This is a genomic window from Flavobacterium arcticum (genome assembly GCF_003344925.1).
GTDB classification, from domain to species: Bacteria; Bacteroidota; Bacteroidia; order Flavobacteriales; family Flavobacteriaceae; genus Flavobacterium; species Flavobacterium arcticum.
Window position 1 is genome coordinate 2,207,270 of sequence record NZ_CP031188.1, and the last position, 15,628, is coordinate 2,222,897.

General features: G+C 32.3%; 18 protein-coding genes and 1 other RNA gene. 9 read left to right on the forward strand and 10 right to left on the reverse strand.

Features of this window, described 5'->3' with window-relative positions; all coding sequences use genetic code 11:
* Positions 1-9: 9 nt before the first annotated feature.
* The gene (locus DVK85_RS09875; RefSeq protein ID WP_114678284.1) at positions 10-891 is read right to left on the reverse strand and encodes an AraC family transcriptional regulator; all 882 of its coding nucleotides are present in this window, start codon (positions 889-891) and stop codon (positions 10-12) included.
* A gap of 95 nt (positions 892-986) precedes the next feature.
* Here DVK85_RS09875 and DVK85_RS09880 point away from each other — a divergent pair, with 95 nt between their 5' ends.
* The 5 genes from DVK85_RS09880 to DVK85_RS09900 all read left to right on the forward strand — a co-directional run bounded on the left by DVK85_RS09880 (position 987) and on the right by DVK85_RS09900 (position 5,365).
* A complete protein-coding gene (locus DVK85_RS09880; protein ID WP_114678285.1) occupies positions 987-1,352 on the forward strand; it encodes a DUF983 domain-containing protein in 366 nt (121 codons plus the stop codon).
* Between the two features lie 124 nt (positions 1,353-1,476).
* Positions 1,477-2,532: a WD40/YVTN/BNR-like repeat-containing protein gene (locus DVK85_RS09885; RefSeq protein WP_114678286.1), complete on the forward strand. Its 1,056-nt coding sequence runs from the start codon at positions 1,477-1,479 to the stop codon at positions 2,530-2,532.
* A gap of 27 nt (positions 2,533-2,559) precedes the next feature.
* Positions 2,560-2,943, forward strand: a complete 384-nt coding sequence (locus DVK85_RS09890) for a hypothetical protein (protein ID WP_114678287.1) — start codon at positions 2,560-2,562, stop codon at positions 2,941-2,943.
* Positions 2,944-3,020: 77 nt separating this feature from the next.
* Positions 3,021-4,052, forward strand: coding sequence for a TQO small subunit DoxD (locus tag DVK85_RS09895; RefSeq protein ID WP_114678288.1), 1,032 nt, complete (start codon positions 3,021-3,023; stop codon positions 4,050-4,052).
* A 95-nt stretch (positions 4,053-4,147) separates the two neighbouring features.
* Complete coding sequence (locus tag DVK85_RS09900) at positions 4,148-5,365, forward strand: DUF2254 domain-containing protein (protein WP_114678289.1); 1,218 nt, start codon at positions 4,148-4,150, stop codon at positions 5,363-5,365.
* A 7-nt stretch (positions 5,366-5,372) separates the two neighbouring features.
* On the opposite strand, the gene DVK85_RS09905 is transcribed toward DVK85_RS09900, so the two are convergent.
* The 4 genes from DVK85_RS09905 to DVK85_RS09920 all read right to left on the reverse strand — a co-directional run bounded on the left by DVK85_RS09905 (position 5,373) and on the right by DVK85_RS09920 (position 8,207).
* On the reverse strand, positions 5,373-5,981 hold the full coding sequence (locus DVK85_RS09905) for a hypothetical protein (RefSeq protein WP_114678290.1): 609 nt from the start codon (positions 5,979-5,981) through the stop codon (positions 5,373-5,375).
* Positions 5,982-6,030: 49 nt separating this feature from the next.
* Positions 6,031-6,378: a DNA polymerase III gene (locus DVK85_RS09910; protein ID WP_240339571.1), complete on the reverse strand. Its 348-nt coding sequence runs from the start codon at positions 6,376-6,378 to the stop codon at positions 6,031-6,033.
* 299 nt (positions 6,379-6,677) lie between these two features.
* Positions 6,678-7,763, reverse strand: coding sequence for a DNA polymerase III subunit gamma/tau (gene dnaX, locus DVK85_RS09915; protein ID WP_114678292.1), 1,086 nt, complete (start codon positions 7,761-7,763; stop codon positions 6,678-6,680).
* 141 nt (positions 7,764-7,904) lie between these two features.
* The gene (locus DVK85_RS09920; RefSeq protein WP_114678293.1) at positions 7,905-8,207 is read right to left on the reverse strand and encodes a hypothetical protein; all 303 of its coding nucleotides are present in this window, start codon (positions 8,205-8,207) and stop codon (positions 7,905-7,907) included.
* Between the two features lie 212 nt (positions 8,208-8,419).
* Here DVK85_RS09920 and rnpB point away from each other — a divergent pair.
* Positions 8,420-8,731, forward strand: an RNA gene (gene rnpB, locus DVK85_RS09925) — RNase P RNA component class A.
* On the opposite strand, the gene DVK85_RS09930 is transcribed toward rnpB, so the two are convergent.
* The 3 genes from DVK85_RS09930 to DVK85_RS09940 are packed head-to-tail and all read right to left on the reverse strand — an operon-like array spanning position 8,732 to position 11,283.
* Complete coding sequence (locus tag DVK85_RS09930; RefSeq protein WP_114678294.1) at positions 8,732-9,865, reverse strand: Shedu immune nuclease family protein; 1,134 nt, start codon at positions 9,863-9,865, stop codon at positions 8,732-8,734.
* A 27-nt stretch (positions 9,866-9,892) separates the two neighbouring features.
* On the reverse strand, positions 9,893-10,483 hold the full coding sequence (rsmD, locus tag DVK85_RS09935) for a 16S rRNA (guanine(966)-N(2))-methyltransferase RsmD (RefSeq protein WP_114678295.1): 591 nt from the start codon (positions 10,481-10,483) through the stop codon (positions 9,893-9,895).
* The gene (locus tag DVK85_RS09940) at positions 10,480-11,283 is read right to left on the reverse strand and encodes a DUF3822 family protein (RefSeq protein WP_114678296.1); all 804 of its coding nucleotides are present in this window, start codon (positions 11,281-11,283) and stop codon (positions 10,480-10,482) included. The genes rsmD and DVK85_RS09940 overlap by 4 nt, the downstream gene beginning before the upstream one ends.
* Before the next feature lie 111 nt (positions 11,284-11,394).
* On the opposite strand from DVK85_RS09940, the gene DVK85_RS09945 reads away from it, so the two are divergent.
* A complete protein-coding gene (locus DVK85_RS09945; protein ID WP_114678297.1) occupies positions 11,395-12,816 on the forward strand; it encodes an ATP-dependent DNA helicase in 1,422 nt (473 codons plus the stop codon).
* A gap of 31 nt (positions 12,817-12,847) precedes the next feature.
* Positions 12,848-13,573 carry a 3-deoxy-manno-octulosonate cytidylyltransferase gene (kdsB, locus tag DVK85_RS09950; RefSeq protein WP_114678298.1) on the forward strand — a complete coding sequence of 242 codons (726 nt, stop codon included), beginning with the start codon at positions 12,848-12,850 and terminating at the stop codon, positions 13,571-13,573.
* 2 nt (positions 13,574-13,575) lie between these two features.
* On the opposite strand, the gene DVK85_RS09955 is transcribed toward kdsB, so the two are convergent.
* Together DVK85_RS09955 and DVK85_RS09960 are read right to left on the reverse strand one after the other, a co-directional pair.
* Entirely contained in the window at positions 13,576-14,295 is a 720-nt protein-coding gene (locus DVK85_RS09955) for a phytanoyl-CoA dioxygenase family protein (protein ID WP_114678299.1), read from the reverse strand.
* A 5-nt stretch (positions 14,296-14,300) separates the two neighbouring features.
* Positions 14,301-14,963, reverse strand: coding sequence for a spermidine synthase (locus DVK85_RS09960; RefSeq protein WP_114678300.1), 663 nt, complete (start codon positions 14,961-14,963; stop codon positions 14,301-14,303).
* 61 nt (positions 14,964-15,024) lie between these two features.
* Here DVK85_RS09960 and DVK85_RS09965 point away from each other — a divergent pair, with 61 nt between their 5' ends.
* On the forward strand, positions 15,025-15,573 hold the full coding sequence (locus tag DVK85_RS09965; RefSeq protein ID WP_114678301.1) for a 1-acyl-sn-glycerol-3-phosphate acyltransferase: 549 nt from the start codon (positions 15,025-15,027) through the stop codon (positions 15,571-15,573).
* The last annotated feature ends 55 nt before the right edge of the window (positions 15,574-15,628 follow it).

The window sequence follows — 15,628 nt, forward strand, 5'->3', positions numbered from 1 at the left end:
AATATTGTACTATCCTTTACCGTAACCCTTTAAAAATGAAGAAGGTGTTTCGCCTGTTTTCTTTTTAAATAATCGCGAAAAATAGGCGTAATCTTCATAGCCTAAAGCATATGCGATTTCGTTAAAGTTATGTTGTTGCAATACAAGTTCTTTTTTGGCTTCGAGTAATACTCTTCCTAATATAACATCGGTTACTGTTTTACCTGCTACTTCTTGAGTAATACGGTTTAGATGTTTAGAGCTAACATTGAGCATAGTGGCATATACCGATGGTGATTTTTTAGTTTTATAATGCTTTTCTATAAATTGCTCTAATTGACGGAACTTAATATAATAGGTATTTTTATTTTTGGTATCTACAGGGTTTAATGTTAAGTAAATTCGAGTACTCTCTACATATATTAGATTAATAAGACTTAGTATTCTTTGTCTTTTTAGAAACAAGTTGGTATTATTTTCTTCATATACCTGTTTAAAGAGGTCTTGTATTATACTAAGCTCATTTTCTTTTAAATATATAACGGGTAAATTGTGCATGCTATAAAAGAAGGGGAATCTATTAATAGTAGCTTGTGTATATTGCATATCATAAAAGTCTTGTGTATGAAAAAACACATAACCTTTTATATCTTTAGATAGTTCCCAATGATGTGTTTGCCCAGGATTTAAAAAAAACAGACTACCTGGCACTACGCTATATACAGTGAAATCTACTTCATGTATACCACTTCCATGTGTAAACAAGATAGCAAGATAAAAGTTATGCGAATGGGGTAGAGCAATATCTTTATGACTGGTAATTAAATGGTCTTCGAGTGTATTGGCATAAAACTCCTCTACATTATGTTGCTTTAAAAATTGTTCTATATTTAGTATGGCTACTTTTTTCATATATTAAAATATGTCCTAAAAGTACAAATTATTGAGTATATAAGCTATTGCCTTATACTAACAATGTGACGTAACTTTGTACAAAACTTTTAGGTATGTCACAGTTTACAGATATAATTACAGAAAAATGCCCTATATGTGGTGAAGGGCATGTGTTTACTAAAAAAGGAAATCCTTTATTATTTAAAATGCCGAAAATGAATAAAGAATGTTTGGTGTGTCATCATAAGTTTGAAAAAGAACCAGGTTTTTTTTACGGAGCGATGTATGTGAGCTATGGGCTTACAATACTAGAAATGGCACCTATTTTCTTGATATCAAGAATTTTTGTAGATAGTTATAATGCCACAATAGCTATAATAGGACTATCTGCTTTTTTATTAAGTACGTTTAACTTTAGGCTTTCGCGAATGATATGGATGTATATGTTTGATGGCGGAAAACGCCAGGTACAGAATTGATTTTTTAATGCTATTTTAAAATAAAGCCCCCAACTTTAAATCTGACTGATTGTATTTTATAAGAATATAATTAGTCAGATTTTTTCCTTTTATACATTATCTTAGCATACAAAATAACCTGAATATGAGAAAATGTACTTTAGTTATACTAGTATTGATCTTTATTATTTCTTGTAAAAAGAAAGAAGAAAAAATAGTGTTACAACCATCGTTTGAGAATGTTGTTATTGATACATTATTAGAAGATAATATTAGCATACGTGCCCTAACTATAGATGATAATAAAGTATGGTATGCAGGAAGTAGTGGCAAATATGGATGGGTTTCGCTTACTAATGATAAAGACTTTAATGGGGTAATTGGTAAAGATTCTACACTGCCTGAATTTAGGGCTATTGCTCAAACTAAGAATTATATATTTATACTCAACGTGGGGTCGCCCGCTATGTTATATAAAATAACTAAAGATGGTAAAACAGTACATAATGTATATACAGAAACGGGTGAGAAAGTTTTTTATGACAGTATGCAGTTTTACAATGATAATGAAGGAATGGCTATGGGCGACCCTACAGATGATTGCCTCTCGGTACTAAAAACTACTGATGGTGGCGAAATATGGACAAAATTATCTTGTGATATTTTACCAAAAGTAGCTGATGGCGAAGCCGCTTTTGCTGCGAGTAATACCAATTTAATAATAAGAGGGAATGATACTTGGATAGTTTCTGGAGGTAAAAAATCTAGAGTGTTTTATTCTGGAGATAAGGGTAAAACTTGGGAAGTATATAACACCCCTATAGTACAAGGTAGTGAAATGACAGGCATTTTCTCGGCTGATTTTTATAATAATAAAATTGGTTTTGCAGTAGGGGGAGATTATGAGCATTTAGATAATAACTCAGGTAATAAAATATTGACTACTGATGGAGGTAAAACTTGGAAATTAGCAGGCGATGGTAGTGGTTTTGGTTATGCCTCATGTGTTCAGTTTATACCCAATAGTTATGGTAATGAATTAATAACCTGTGGACCGTCGGGTATTTATTATTCTTATAACAGAGGAGAAAATTGGAAGAAAATACACCATGATACCTCATTACACACTTTGTGTTTTATTGATAATAAAACAGTAGTAGCTGCGGGGCAGAACAAGATAATACGATTGAGATTACAATAACTAATGATAATTTCGAGTTAAAGAAATATGATGCACTATAAAGGCATAAAAAACAACATATACCTATGGGTAGTATTTAGCACTTTGCTAGTGCTACTATCTCCTTGTACGGTTAAAAAGGTTGTAGCCGATGCTGTAGGAATAGGTTATGAAAAGCCTTTAAATATATCTAAAACAACGGTTTCTTCTGTAAGTAACGCGTGTAATTACTCTGATTTTAAAATTGTTGCAAAAAGTAATACTTCATTAACCAAACAATTATTATTTCCTTTAGTAAATCATCATCAGGTATTTTTTACTGCTTTTGATTTGCATCAGCGACATAAAAAGTTACATAATGCTCAAAGAATAAACATAACGGCCAAAGCACCATTATATATTCTTTATAAAAAGATGAAATTAACCTCTTAGCCTAAATGCACTTTACAAGTTTAGGTTATGCCCATATTAGGCAAAGAATTTTATTTTTTTAACTTTTTACAATACATATGCAAAACATACATACTGAAAATCAGCACTATAAAATGGCTGGTACTATAACTCTTGCCCTACGATTAGTAATAGGGTGGACGTATTTCTCTGCCTTCTGGAGAAGATTAATATTAGAAAACAAACTTGACCCTGATACTGCGGGTTATATAGGTCAGAAATTCAATCACTTTTTACCCAACGCTTTAGGTATAAAGCCTATTATAGAACATTTGGTACTGAATCCTGATAAACTCTGGATTGCTATGGTTGTTTTTACTATAATAGAAGCTATAGTTGGATTATTTATCATGTTCGGGTTGTTTACTCGTCTTATGAGTATTGGGGTAATTGCTTTGGCAATGGGTATACTTTTAGGCTCTGGATGGATAGGCACTACTTGTCTTGACGAATGGCAAATAGGTGTATTAGGTATTGCGGGAGGTTTTATATTATTCCTTTCAGGTAGTAGCTATTTTTCAATGGATAACTTTTTATTGAATAAAGAATATAGGTTTACTAATAATAAATGGTTTCGTTGGTTAGGGTCGGGTAACTTATCTTTAAAAAGCAATTCTTTCAAGACAATTTCTTTAATAGGGGCTTTATTAATCTTATCTCTCACATTGTTTACCAATCAATATTTTCATGGTGGGTTATGGGGAAAACTGCATAACAAATCTGCAAAACCTGTTATTGAACTATCAGATGCAGTAATAGACAATAATACATTGTCTTTCAATGTTTATAGAACAGAGGGTGTAGATGTATATGGTTCTTTTTTAATAGCAATAGCCTTAGAGGACGCAGAAGGTAATATTGTATTAAAGATGGAAGCAGATGAGCTAGCAAATTTATCGCCGAATGTCATAAAAAATATATATGTTGCTAAAGTAAAACCAGGCAAGCATAGTCTTATAATTCCGTTAGGAGCTAAAGCAAATATTAATTTAAAACATGAAAAACTGATACATTTAAAATCCTCAGTGTACATACTTAAACTTACAGATGTGAGTGGCATTGTGTGGAGAGATAAAGTTCAGGTAAAATAAAAAAGAAAGCCACTAAAAGTGGCTTTCTTTTTAGTATTAGTTTAAGGTTCTTTTATTTTATTTGAATTAAATTAGTAGTCTTTAATTTACTTTAAATGAATAATCTAATAGGTATAATAAAATTCTGGATAAAGCATCGCTATAACCGCATTGTAAATAGTATCGCTTTTTACCCTGCATTTATCGCTTTTGCATTTCTAATAGCCTCTATACTTTTTATTCGTTTCGATTTTTCAGAAACTGGACAGACATTAAAGGAGGAATTTGAATGGTTAAACTTACGTGATGCTTCTACAGCACGAAATATTATTGCGGTTGTTGCAGGAGGAATACTATCGTTAACGGTTTTCAGTTTTTCAATGGTTATGATAGTTCTCAATCAGGCAGCGTCACAAATGTCTAACAGAGTATTAAATAAACTTATAGGTAACCGATTTCAGCAAATTGTATTAGGTATATATATTGGTACTATAGTGTTTGCACTCTTCCTTCTTACTGCTGTTCGTGATATAAATTCGGGTATTTTTATACCTGCAATTAGCACTTATATATTAATCATTATTGCTATAATAGATATATTTATATTTATATACTTTCTTCATTATATAACACAATCAGTTAAATATGAGATTATTATTAAACGTATATTAACTGTAACCTTACATAATATGAAAGGTTCTTGTTATCTTAAAAAAGAACCAGAGGCAATAACTCAAATAGATTTTAATTATGAAATAAAAACACCCAAAACAGGTGTTTATGAAGGTTTTGATAAAGATACACTTATTGATATTTGCAATAAAAATGATTGTAAAGTTAGTATACTATACTCTCCTGGTACATTTGTATTTAAAGAATTAGCTGTAATAAAAGTAAACAAGAAAATTTCTGATGAAGCTCTAAAAAAAATACAGAAGACATTGTACCTAAGTCAGGATGAAACTATTGTAGGTAATTTCTTTTATGGTTTTCGTCAACTTACAGAAATAGCCATTAAGGCACTAAGTCCTGGTATTAACGATCCTGGTACAGCATCATTAGCTTTGCGAGCACTTTTTGAATTGTTTATATATCGTGTAGTTTATTTTCCTGAAAACACAATTAAAGACAAAAACGACAAAGCATGTATATATGTAAAACAACCTGATTTTGAAACAATATTTAATATGACAGTTTTACCTATATGGGATTATGGTAAAAATGACAGAATAATACAAAATGAAATGCATGGGCTACTAGAGCAATTTTTATCCTTACATCCTAATACTGAAATGGAATTCTTTTTTAAAGAAATTAGTAAAGGTTCTAATTAAAAATAGATTACCAGTCTTCAGCAAGTTTCTTAGGAATTTCTTTCTGGATATATTCTCCTATATGTTTTAAATAACTACCGTCGGGTTTTATAATCATGTAATTACCGCACTTACCGCCATATAAGAAGTATTTATATAGGGTGTTAGTAGTGTCTTCAGATACATTTTTGCTTTTAAATTTATAATCTTTTTCGGTAATATTAAATCGTATGTATTCAGGATTTCTTTTAAAAAATCGGTGGTATTTATTGTCTGAGGTATAATTATCAATACAAGAACCATTTGGGTTTTTATCAGGTTTGTAAAAGAAGTGAATTACTAAGGTTTGGTCATCTTCAAAAGAGCGGTTAGTTAAAGCCTTTAAAGTTGATTTTATTTCTTTAAGCTGTTCCTGATTTAATTTACCTTTCTCTTCTCTTAAAACAATTTTTGCGATTGCAGCCGTATCATTTTCTATAATTCCGTATGTGTATGTAAGAGATAACTTTGCTTTAAAATCTTCTAATGAAATAGAGTTTCCATTTTCATCTAACAAATATTCTTTCTTTGAAATTTGTTGTCCTAAAAGATTACATGTTATAAAAAGTAAGAGCGATAAAAAAGTATATGTTTTCATAATAGATATAATTTATTTTAAAAGAAGTTATCGCACAACACTAATTTTTTTACCCTATATCCAAATCAAAAGTTTGGCGTAATTTTTCCATTAAAGGATTAATCTCTTTTAGTTTCTCAAATTTTTCTAGTGGAGTAAAGGCATGTTTTTTAGAAACTGTTTCATTTACATGAGTTTCTATAACAATATCATGATTATGCAACTTACCACGCATATAGCCTAATAAGTCATGCTTACCATTATCAAAATCTATTTTAGAACCTTCGTTTGGTAACTCTAATTTTATGGTAAAACCATCTTTTTCAAGAACAGGATCATTTATTTGCATATAAGTAGCCATAATTTTTTGACCACTATCGCTAAGGCGTTGTGCAAATTTATTCCATGTCAATAGCATATCCGTCTCGCTAAAAGCTTCTTTTGGTAAATCATCCTGATTTTTTTGAACTGCTTTTTGGCTCTCAGCTAGTTCTCGTTTCTTTTTAATACTTGATAGCGAAAATGCCGAAACTTTTGGCGCACCATTATCTGCCTGTTTTGGCGTAACGGGTTGTTTTACATGCTCTGGTTGTTGTGAGGCAGGTGGGGGAGTTACTACTACAGGTTTTTCTTGTGTTGTAGTATTATTAGCTTTTACCTCATTAGTTGGGTTGGCAACTTTTTGGGGAGTAGTGTTTTTAAAAAAATCAGGGGGAATTATAAATTGTTCAGCTTTTTTTTTTCTCCATCAAAGGTGATAGAGGCAAGCTGCATAAGGCAAAGTTCGACTAGTAGTCGTTGATTTTGACTATTTTTATATTTCAGGTCACAATCATTGGCAATATTTATACCCTCTAGTAAAAATTCCTGACTGGTTTTTTTTGCTTGAGCGTCATATAAGTTGCGAGCTGTTTCTCCTGCTTCTAGTAGTACTAATGTTGCAGGGTTTTTACATACTAATAAATCTCTAAAATGCGAGGCAAGCCCTGCTACAAAATGATGCCCGTCGAAACCTTTAGCAAGTATATCATTAAATGCCAATAATAGTTCGGGTATTTTATTTTCTAACAACAAATCAGTCACATTAATGTAATATTCAAAATCAAGTACATTAAGGTTTTCTGTTACGGCTTGTCGTGTAAGGTTTGTACCGCAATAGCTCACCACCCTGTCAAATATCGATAGCGCATCGCGCATAGCACCGTCTGCCTTTTGGGCTATAATATGCAACGCATCATCTTCAAAAGTAATGTTTTGATTATTAGCTACTTCTGCAAGATATTCTTTAGCGTCTTTTACCGTTATTCGCTTAAAGTCGAATATTTGGCAACGCGATAGTATAGTAGGTATTATTTTATGCTTCTCAGTAGTGGCAAGTATAAATATAGCGTGTCTTGGTGGCTCTTCAAGCGTTTTCAGGAAAGCATTAAATGCTGCCTGAGATAGCATGTGTACTTCATCTATAATATATACTTTATACTTACCTGTTTGTGGCGGTATACGCACTTGGTCGATAAGATTACGAATATCATCTACCGAGTTATTTGATGCTGCATCTAGCTCAAATACATTAAAAGCAAAATCTTCGTTAGGGTCATCATACCCTTCCTGATTTATTTTTCGGGCAAGAATACGCGCACAAGTGGTTTTTCCCACTCCACGAGGTCCTGTAAACAGTAAAGCCTGTGCTAAGTGATTGTTTGCTATGGCATTGAGCAAAGTATTAGTAATAGCCTGTTGCCCTACAACATCCTTAAAGGTTTGCGGGCGGTATTTTCGGGCTGATACAATAAATTGTTCCATAGGGTAAAGTGAACAACAAATATAATAATTGCAAAGGCAATAGCAATGTAATTAACTTTCAAAATATTTAAAACTTATCAACTAAAAGTGAATTAGTTTAATAATCAGTTAATTACTATCTATTATGTTATAATCAGTAAATTATTGTTCTCTGTTTTTTATAGTCATTTCATGCAGTACCATAGCGGCACTTTTTTCGGTATAAGCACCATAACTAGCTACAAAAACACCTTTTTCGCCATCAGTAGCTTTTATACCATATACTGTAACTTCATCTGCAGGATCAGTTTCTCCTTCATAACGGTATACTTCTTCTATAGTAAAATCTTGATAATGACTTATAATACGCTCTTCTTCAAGGTTAAAATCGGTAGTATATCCTTTTTGCTTTAACTCTTCTAAGGCTTTAGATACTGTGGCATAATGATACATTTGTCTGTCCATGATTATAGTTTTTTAGTGAGTGTTTTATAAAAATAAATTTACGCATTCAAAACTATAATGGCTGCCAATGAAGTGTTAAACATAAGTTAGTTATAAAATTAAAAGGTCTTAAAGCTTATAAAGTCTAAAAGTTAAAGAAGCACAAGAAAGGTGTTTATTATTTCTTTTGACTTTAAGACTTTCTAACTTTAGGACTAAAAACCTATCTTTGTCCCGCAGGTCGCCTTATCGCTCCGTTTTTACGGGGAGGAAAGTCCGGACACCATAGGGCAGCATAGCGGGTAACGCCCGTCACCGTGCTAACACGGGAGGACAAGTGCAGCAGAAAGTATGTACAGGTAATGCTGTAGTGAAACCAGGTAAACTCTATGCGGTGCAATGTCAAGTATACCAGCAATTAAGGGCTGCTCGCCCAATGCTGGAGGGTAGACAGATAGAGCATAACAGCAATGTTATGCCTAGATAAATGATAAGGGTTTCTTTTCTTAGAAATACAGAATCCGGCTTACAGACCTGCTTTATTTTTATTCATTGTTCTTATTTTCAACAATAAATTTAGCTCTATCATATAATTCATCATAAGTCAGTATTTCAATATTACGGGAATCTCTTCTAAACAGTTCAAAAGTTTTTTTCTTAATACTTTTTATGCCTTCGGGTTCGGGTGATTTATTTATTTCTGACCAGTTTCCAATTATTAAGATTGTTTTAGAATCGTAGGCTCTTTGCGTTATAGGAGTAGATTTATCGTTATTAAGCTCTTTGGAGGTTTCAATTTTAAGCTGACCACTAGCTTTCTGTTCTAAAATTTGTGAAAAAGCCTCTAATAAATCGTTTGATAATTTCCATACGTTAGCACGATTTTTATCTTTACCAAATAATTGAGTTGTAGGAAGTTTTAATTCAACAAATGATGTAAAATTATTATCACCTGTTAAAAAATCACCAATTACTCCATTACTTCCACTAGCAGTTGTACCTGAGGCATGGAATTCTTTTTGTAGAATTCCTTGAAATCTATAATCTAAGCCATATCCAAAAATCCACTGATTTTTATTAAAAAAATGTTGCCAAGCAGTTTCGTCTTTAGTCTTTGGATTACAAAATTCCGTTTTGTAGATTACTATATATTCTTTGTTGTTTAAAAGCTTTTCAAATATTTTAAGTTGTTGTTTTCGATAACCTGTATTTACTAGATCTTGGGAAGTAATTAAGCCACTATCAAGAGAGTCTTTAATAACATCTAAGCCTTCAGTTCCAGAAAGTAAAGTTGTTATTTGTTTTTTTGTTTTTGAATCAATATTGTTTAGTGAATCATCTGCTAGAGTGATTCTTCTATCAGAAATTGATTTTAAATCGATATTTTTTATAAAATCAAGGAAGCATGTTAGTTGTTGTAAGTTGAATTTACTAAATTTAATTCTTTCTTTTTCATTACCACTAATTGCTTTGACAATTTCAATACCTTCTATATCATCACTCTCCTTTAAATAGGTAATTTTCATTAAAGTTTTTGATGCAAGTTTTATATGTGTTTCGTTATTGTCAGAAAAAACTACTTGAAAAAATCTTCCACCTCCAAAATCGTGATTGTAAAGATGTTCTATTTTAGAATTGTTTATTACGTCATCTTCAACTTTATTTGATTCTGCTTCCATTTCTAATTATATTTAATTACATAATTTCTACAACTCCTCTACATCAGTATTTTCATTAATGTTTTCTTCGCTTTCATCTTTATCAAACTCAAAGAAAGAGAATATAGAACCGCCATATTTTTTACTAAACGACCAGTTCATCATGTGTTCTAGCGTGGTATGTTTTGAGTGTTCTATAATCATCATACCGTCTTCTTGCAACAAGTCGTTATCAAAAACAAGTGATACTACAGCCTCAAACTCTTTTTGTGCAGAGTTATACGGTGGGTCGGCTACAATAATATCGTAAGACGATTTATGCCCTGCCAAAAACTTATATACATCGCTTTTTATAGCCGAGATATTAAAATCAAATTCTGTAGCGGTTTGCTTTATGTATTTTATACATCCAAAATCACCATCTACCGATGTTATACTCTCTGCACCACGCGAACCAAACTCATAGCTCAGGTTACCCGTTCCTGCAAACAAGTCCATTACTTTAAGCCCTTCAAAATCAAAACGATTGTTAAGGATATTAAACAACGACTCCTTACTCATATCGGTAGTGGGGCGTACAGGTAGGTTTTTTGGTGGGCTTATTCTGCGACCTTTATATTTACCAGATATTATTCTCATGCGTTAAGTAGTATAAAATGTTGTGTAGCTTGGTTGCTGTTAATTTTGTATTTTTCCTGTAATGCTTCTGTATCATGAAACGAAATATTCCTAATGTAGGTATAAGCAAGTGTGTAACACGGATTAGTTTTGTTTATGGTTCCTAATAATATCACTTTTACCGTTTCGGGGTTTAGCGATAATTGCTCTAACGTAAACAACAGGTAATATAAAAAATCTTCGGGTGTGTTGTACTCAAATGAGTTGTATAACAATAACTTTTGGTTATATGCTACAACTATTTCAAAATGAGAATCTTGTATATGTATAAAAACCTGCTTTTCGTCGATATTTTTAGAAGCTTCTAGTAGTTTTGAAACCAATATACTATTGGTGTTTTTATATTCAAAACTTCCAAAGCGATCTATAAGATAGTTATTTATATTTACCTGTGGTACATATACATTATGCAGCTCGTAGTTATCAATAGCATCAAAAGTAAAAAAATCGGTTTCAAATACTTTAGTGTTGTATTGCAGGTAACTGCCCAAAAAGTTTTCGTCGAACAAGGCTTTAGGTACAAAGGTATTAAGGCAGTTATCATGCAGTACTACCACCTCGTCATAGTCCATTTTTAACTCAGGATGTTCTACAAACAACTTCCACAGCGCATCTTCTATAGGCTGAAATTTAGAAAACGTAGTACTATTAATGTTTGATACGGCAGTGTTTAGTGTATCAAGAACACAAAACGACATACCCCCAAGACCTACTTGTAGTATGAGTTTTTTATAATTTTTTGTGGTAATGGCAGTATTCATATAGTATGCGGTTACGGTAGCAAATTTACATCTTTTTTAGGATAAGGCAGGATACTCTTTAAAATCATCTTATCTTTGATTTTTTAATCACAACAGCATTTACATCACTTCATGAATTCAGGCTTATTTTATAAAATACTGCGCCAAAAATTCCCGTTTGAACCTACGCTGAAACAGGATATTTTTTTACAGAAGATATCCGTTTTTATTACCAATACTAACAAAGATGAGCTTTTTGTTTTAAAAGGCTATGCCGGAACAGGAAAAACAACAATTATTTCAACTATTGTTAACCATCTGCGCGATGCCGATAAAAAATATGTGCTGCTTGCGCCTACAGGTAGGGCAGCAAAAGTAATATCGGGCTATTCGCAAAAGCCAGCATTTACAATACATAAGCGTATTTATTTCCCAAAAAAGGGGAGTGGTGGCACGGTAGGCTTTACCATGCAGCCTAATAAGTTTAAAAATACCATTTTTTTAGTAGATGAAGCCTCCATGATATCTGATACGGCATCAGAATCTAAAATGTATGCAAACGGTTCGCTGCTAGACGACCTAATGCAATATGTGTATTCGGGACAAAATTGCAAAATGATTTTTATTGGCGATACTGCACAGTTACCACCCGTAAACTCAGATATGAGTCCTGCCTTAAATATCGACACTTTAGGACTTCATTATCAAAAAGATGTACAGCAAATAGAGCTTGACGAGGTAATGCGACAAGAAAGTAACTCGGGCATACTATATAATGCTACCGAACTGCGCGAGATATTAAAATCGGCTTTTGTAGATACCTTTCAGTTTCGCATAAAGAGCTTTAAAGACATTATACGCCTTGTTGACGGTTATGATATTGAAGATGCCATAAACCAAGCCTATTATAACTACAGTATAGAGGATACGGCTTTTATAGTGCGCTCTAACAAGCGTGCTAACCAGTATAATGAGCAAATACGCTACAAAATATTAGGCAGGGAGAGCGAACTATCGGCAGGGGATTTCCTGATGGTGGTAAAAAATAATTATTTTTGGCTTAACGAAAAATCCGAAGCAGGTTTTATAGCCAATGGCGATATTATTGAAGTACTGGAAATTTTCAGGATAGAGGAGCTATATGGGTTTAAATTTGCCCGTGTAAAAATACGCATGGTTGATTATCCTGACCAAATACCATTTGAAACAGTACTATTACTAGATACTATAACCAGTGAATCGGCTTCGCTTACCTATGAAGAATCTAACCGACTGTATGAAGAAGTACAAAAGGATTATGAAGGCGAAACGAAGTATAAAAAGTTTTTAAAAACAAAAAATAATCCGCACTTTAATGCCTTACAGGTTAAGTTTTCTTATGCCATGACGTGTCATAAATCGCAGGGTGGGCAATGGAATACTGTTTTTGTAGAGCAGCCTTATTTGCCCGAAGGTATTACTACCGATTATATTAGGTGGTTATATACCGCTGTAACCCGTGCTAAAGATAAACTGTACCTAATAGGGTTTAAAGATGAAAATTTTGAAGAGTAGCTTATAAAATTGTAAGAATAATAAAAAGTTTATGAAAATTATAGCCGTTATACCCGCACGATATGCCAGTACCCGTTTTCCTGCTAAGTTAATGCAGGACTTGGGCGGTAAAACCATAATAACCCGTACTTATGAAGCTGCTGTAAAAACGGAGCTTTTTGATGATGTTTTTGTAGTGACTGATTCGGATATTATTTTTAAAGAGGTAATAACCAATGGAGGTAAAGCCATAATGAGCATAAAAGAGCACGAAAGTGGTAGTGACCGTATTGCCGAAGCCGTAGAGCGCATGGATGTAGATATTGTGGTAAACGTGCAAGGCGATGAACCTTTTATTAATAAAGAACCGCTTGAAGAGGTACTTGAAGTATTTAAAAATGATACAGCACACGAAATTGACTTAGCTTCTCTTATGATGTATATTACTGACGAAGAGGATATAGACAACCCGAATAATGTAAAGGTAGTAGTCGATCAGAAAAATTTTGCACTTTATTTTTCACGTTCCGTAATACCTTACCCAAGAGAAAAAGGGGTAGGAGTGAAGTACTTTAAACACATTGGTATTTATGCTTTTAGAAAACACGCATTACTTGATTTTTACAACCTGCCTATGCAGTCACTCGAAGCTTCCGAAAAGCTGGAGCAGTTACGCTACCTAGAGTATGGTAAAAGAATAAAAATGGTAGAAACCAGCCATGCCGGTATTGGTATTGATACTCCCGACGATTTAGAGAAGGCAAGAAAGATGTTGTAATATTAGTTTATACTTAATTTTTCTGCCCAGTGTATTTCTTGTGGCAATTCTTTATTAGAGAATTCAATATGTATTACTCTACGTCTTTTATTATTGGTTGTTCTGCTTGAACTGTGTAATAATAAAGGCTTCATAATCATGATACCACCTTTATCTACATTACATATGGTTTCTGTTTCTGTATTCCAATCTATGGTTTCAGGTCTATAAATTTCTTTGTTATGAGATTGTGGTACTACTTTTAATACACCATTTTCTTCAGTAGTGTTATCTAAATGAATACGAATAGTATATATGTTTTCTAATACATTTATTGGAGGTTGTACGGCAAACTGTCCTTGTTTAACTGTCCAAGAACTGTAACCCTCAATATCTGATTTTGTGTTGACAGATATAGTTAAGTCTTGATGGTAGGATACAAACCAGTTCGATTCTTCGGGCTTATCAAAATAAATAGATTTTACTACAAAATAATCCTCTCCAAAAATAGAACTTACAATCGATTTGAGATTATTATTAAATAACTCCCTTTTTACTTTAGGCACTTCCTTTAAAAACTGTCGAATAGCAAATAGATTTGCTGATTTACGGAAAGTTTCCGATGAAGTATTAACTTCATTTATATATGAAACTATAGTATTTACATCATTCTCTGAGAATACATTTGGGATTATAGTAAAACCATCTTTTTCTATTTCAGTTTTATACGTTGAAAAATCCATTTTTACTATTTTAATTTCTTAATGGTAAACAATTCGTTATGGTCTTCTATTTTTGGGTACATCCTTACTGAATAGTTTTCGTTAAAACGAGCGCGATAGTACAAGTTACGCTCTTTGTCTTTTTTAATTAGTGTCATGGTATTAAACAGTATAAAACCATTTACATTTAATAATAAGTTGACTCTATTAATGAAAAAATCTTCAAATAAGAAATTAGGCATTACTGTGTCTTGAAAAATATCAATAATTATAAGATCATACCTTTCTTTGGTTTTTAATACAAACTCAAAAGCATCATCAATAACAATATTAAGATTTTTAATTTCGTTTAAGCCAAAATATTCATTAGCAATTTCAATAGTTTTAGGGTCTATTTCTACACCAGTAATATTACCTTCATACTGTATTTCATCAACTAGTGTTTTTATGACACTTCCTCCAGCAACACCTAGTACTAGTACATTGCTAAATTTCCTGATTCTTTCATAACCTATATAGTTTAACCCTTTTCTAAGTATACGCTGTAGACTTCCATACGAATAATTAGTACTTTTAGAGTCAAGTACTAGTTCTCCATTATTCCAGGTAACTTCAAGATTTTTGCTAATGCTCGATTTTTTCTTGTATATATTTATGGGGATAAAGTAACTAAGTATTCGTTTAAGCATCGAGAAATGTTTTCTAATCGTAAATATATGCTATTTTTACGCCTAATTTTTTATACAATATATGAAAAAAATATATCAATTTATACTATTTACAGTAATGGGCTGGCGTATAAAAGGTTCTATTAGTACAGATATTAAAAAGTGTGTTATTATAGTAGTTCCACATACCAGTTGGGTAGATTTTTTTATTGGAGTAATGACACGTGGTATTCTAGGTATGGAAATGAATTTTGTGGCTAAGAAAGAGCTTTTTAAGTTTCCTTTTGGGGCATATTTTAAATGGATGGGCGGAACACCACTAAACCGAAACAAAAATGAAAATAAAGTAGATGCTATTGCTGCAATTTTTAAAGAGAAAGAGGTGTTTCGTTTGGCAATAGCTCCAGAAGGTACTCGTAAAAAAGTAACAGAATGGAAAACAGGTTTTTATTATATAGCTTTAAAAGCAGATGTGCCTATTATTCCTGTTGCTTTTAATTATGGGAAGAAAGAAGTAATGCTAGCAGAGCCATATTACTTAACAGGTAATAAAGATATTGATTTTGCCACTTTAGAAAAACAATATAAAGGAGTCACAGGTTATGTAAAGGAATATAGTTATGAGTCATAATTAACAAAATCAATTTGTATTTGCTTTATTATAATGAACCCTGAAAATATTTATT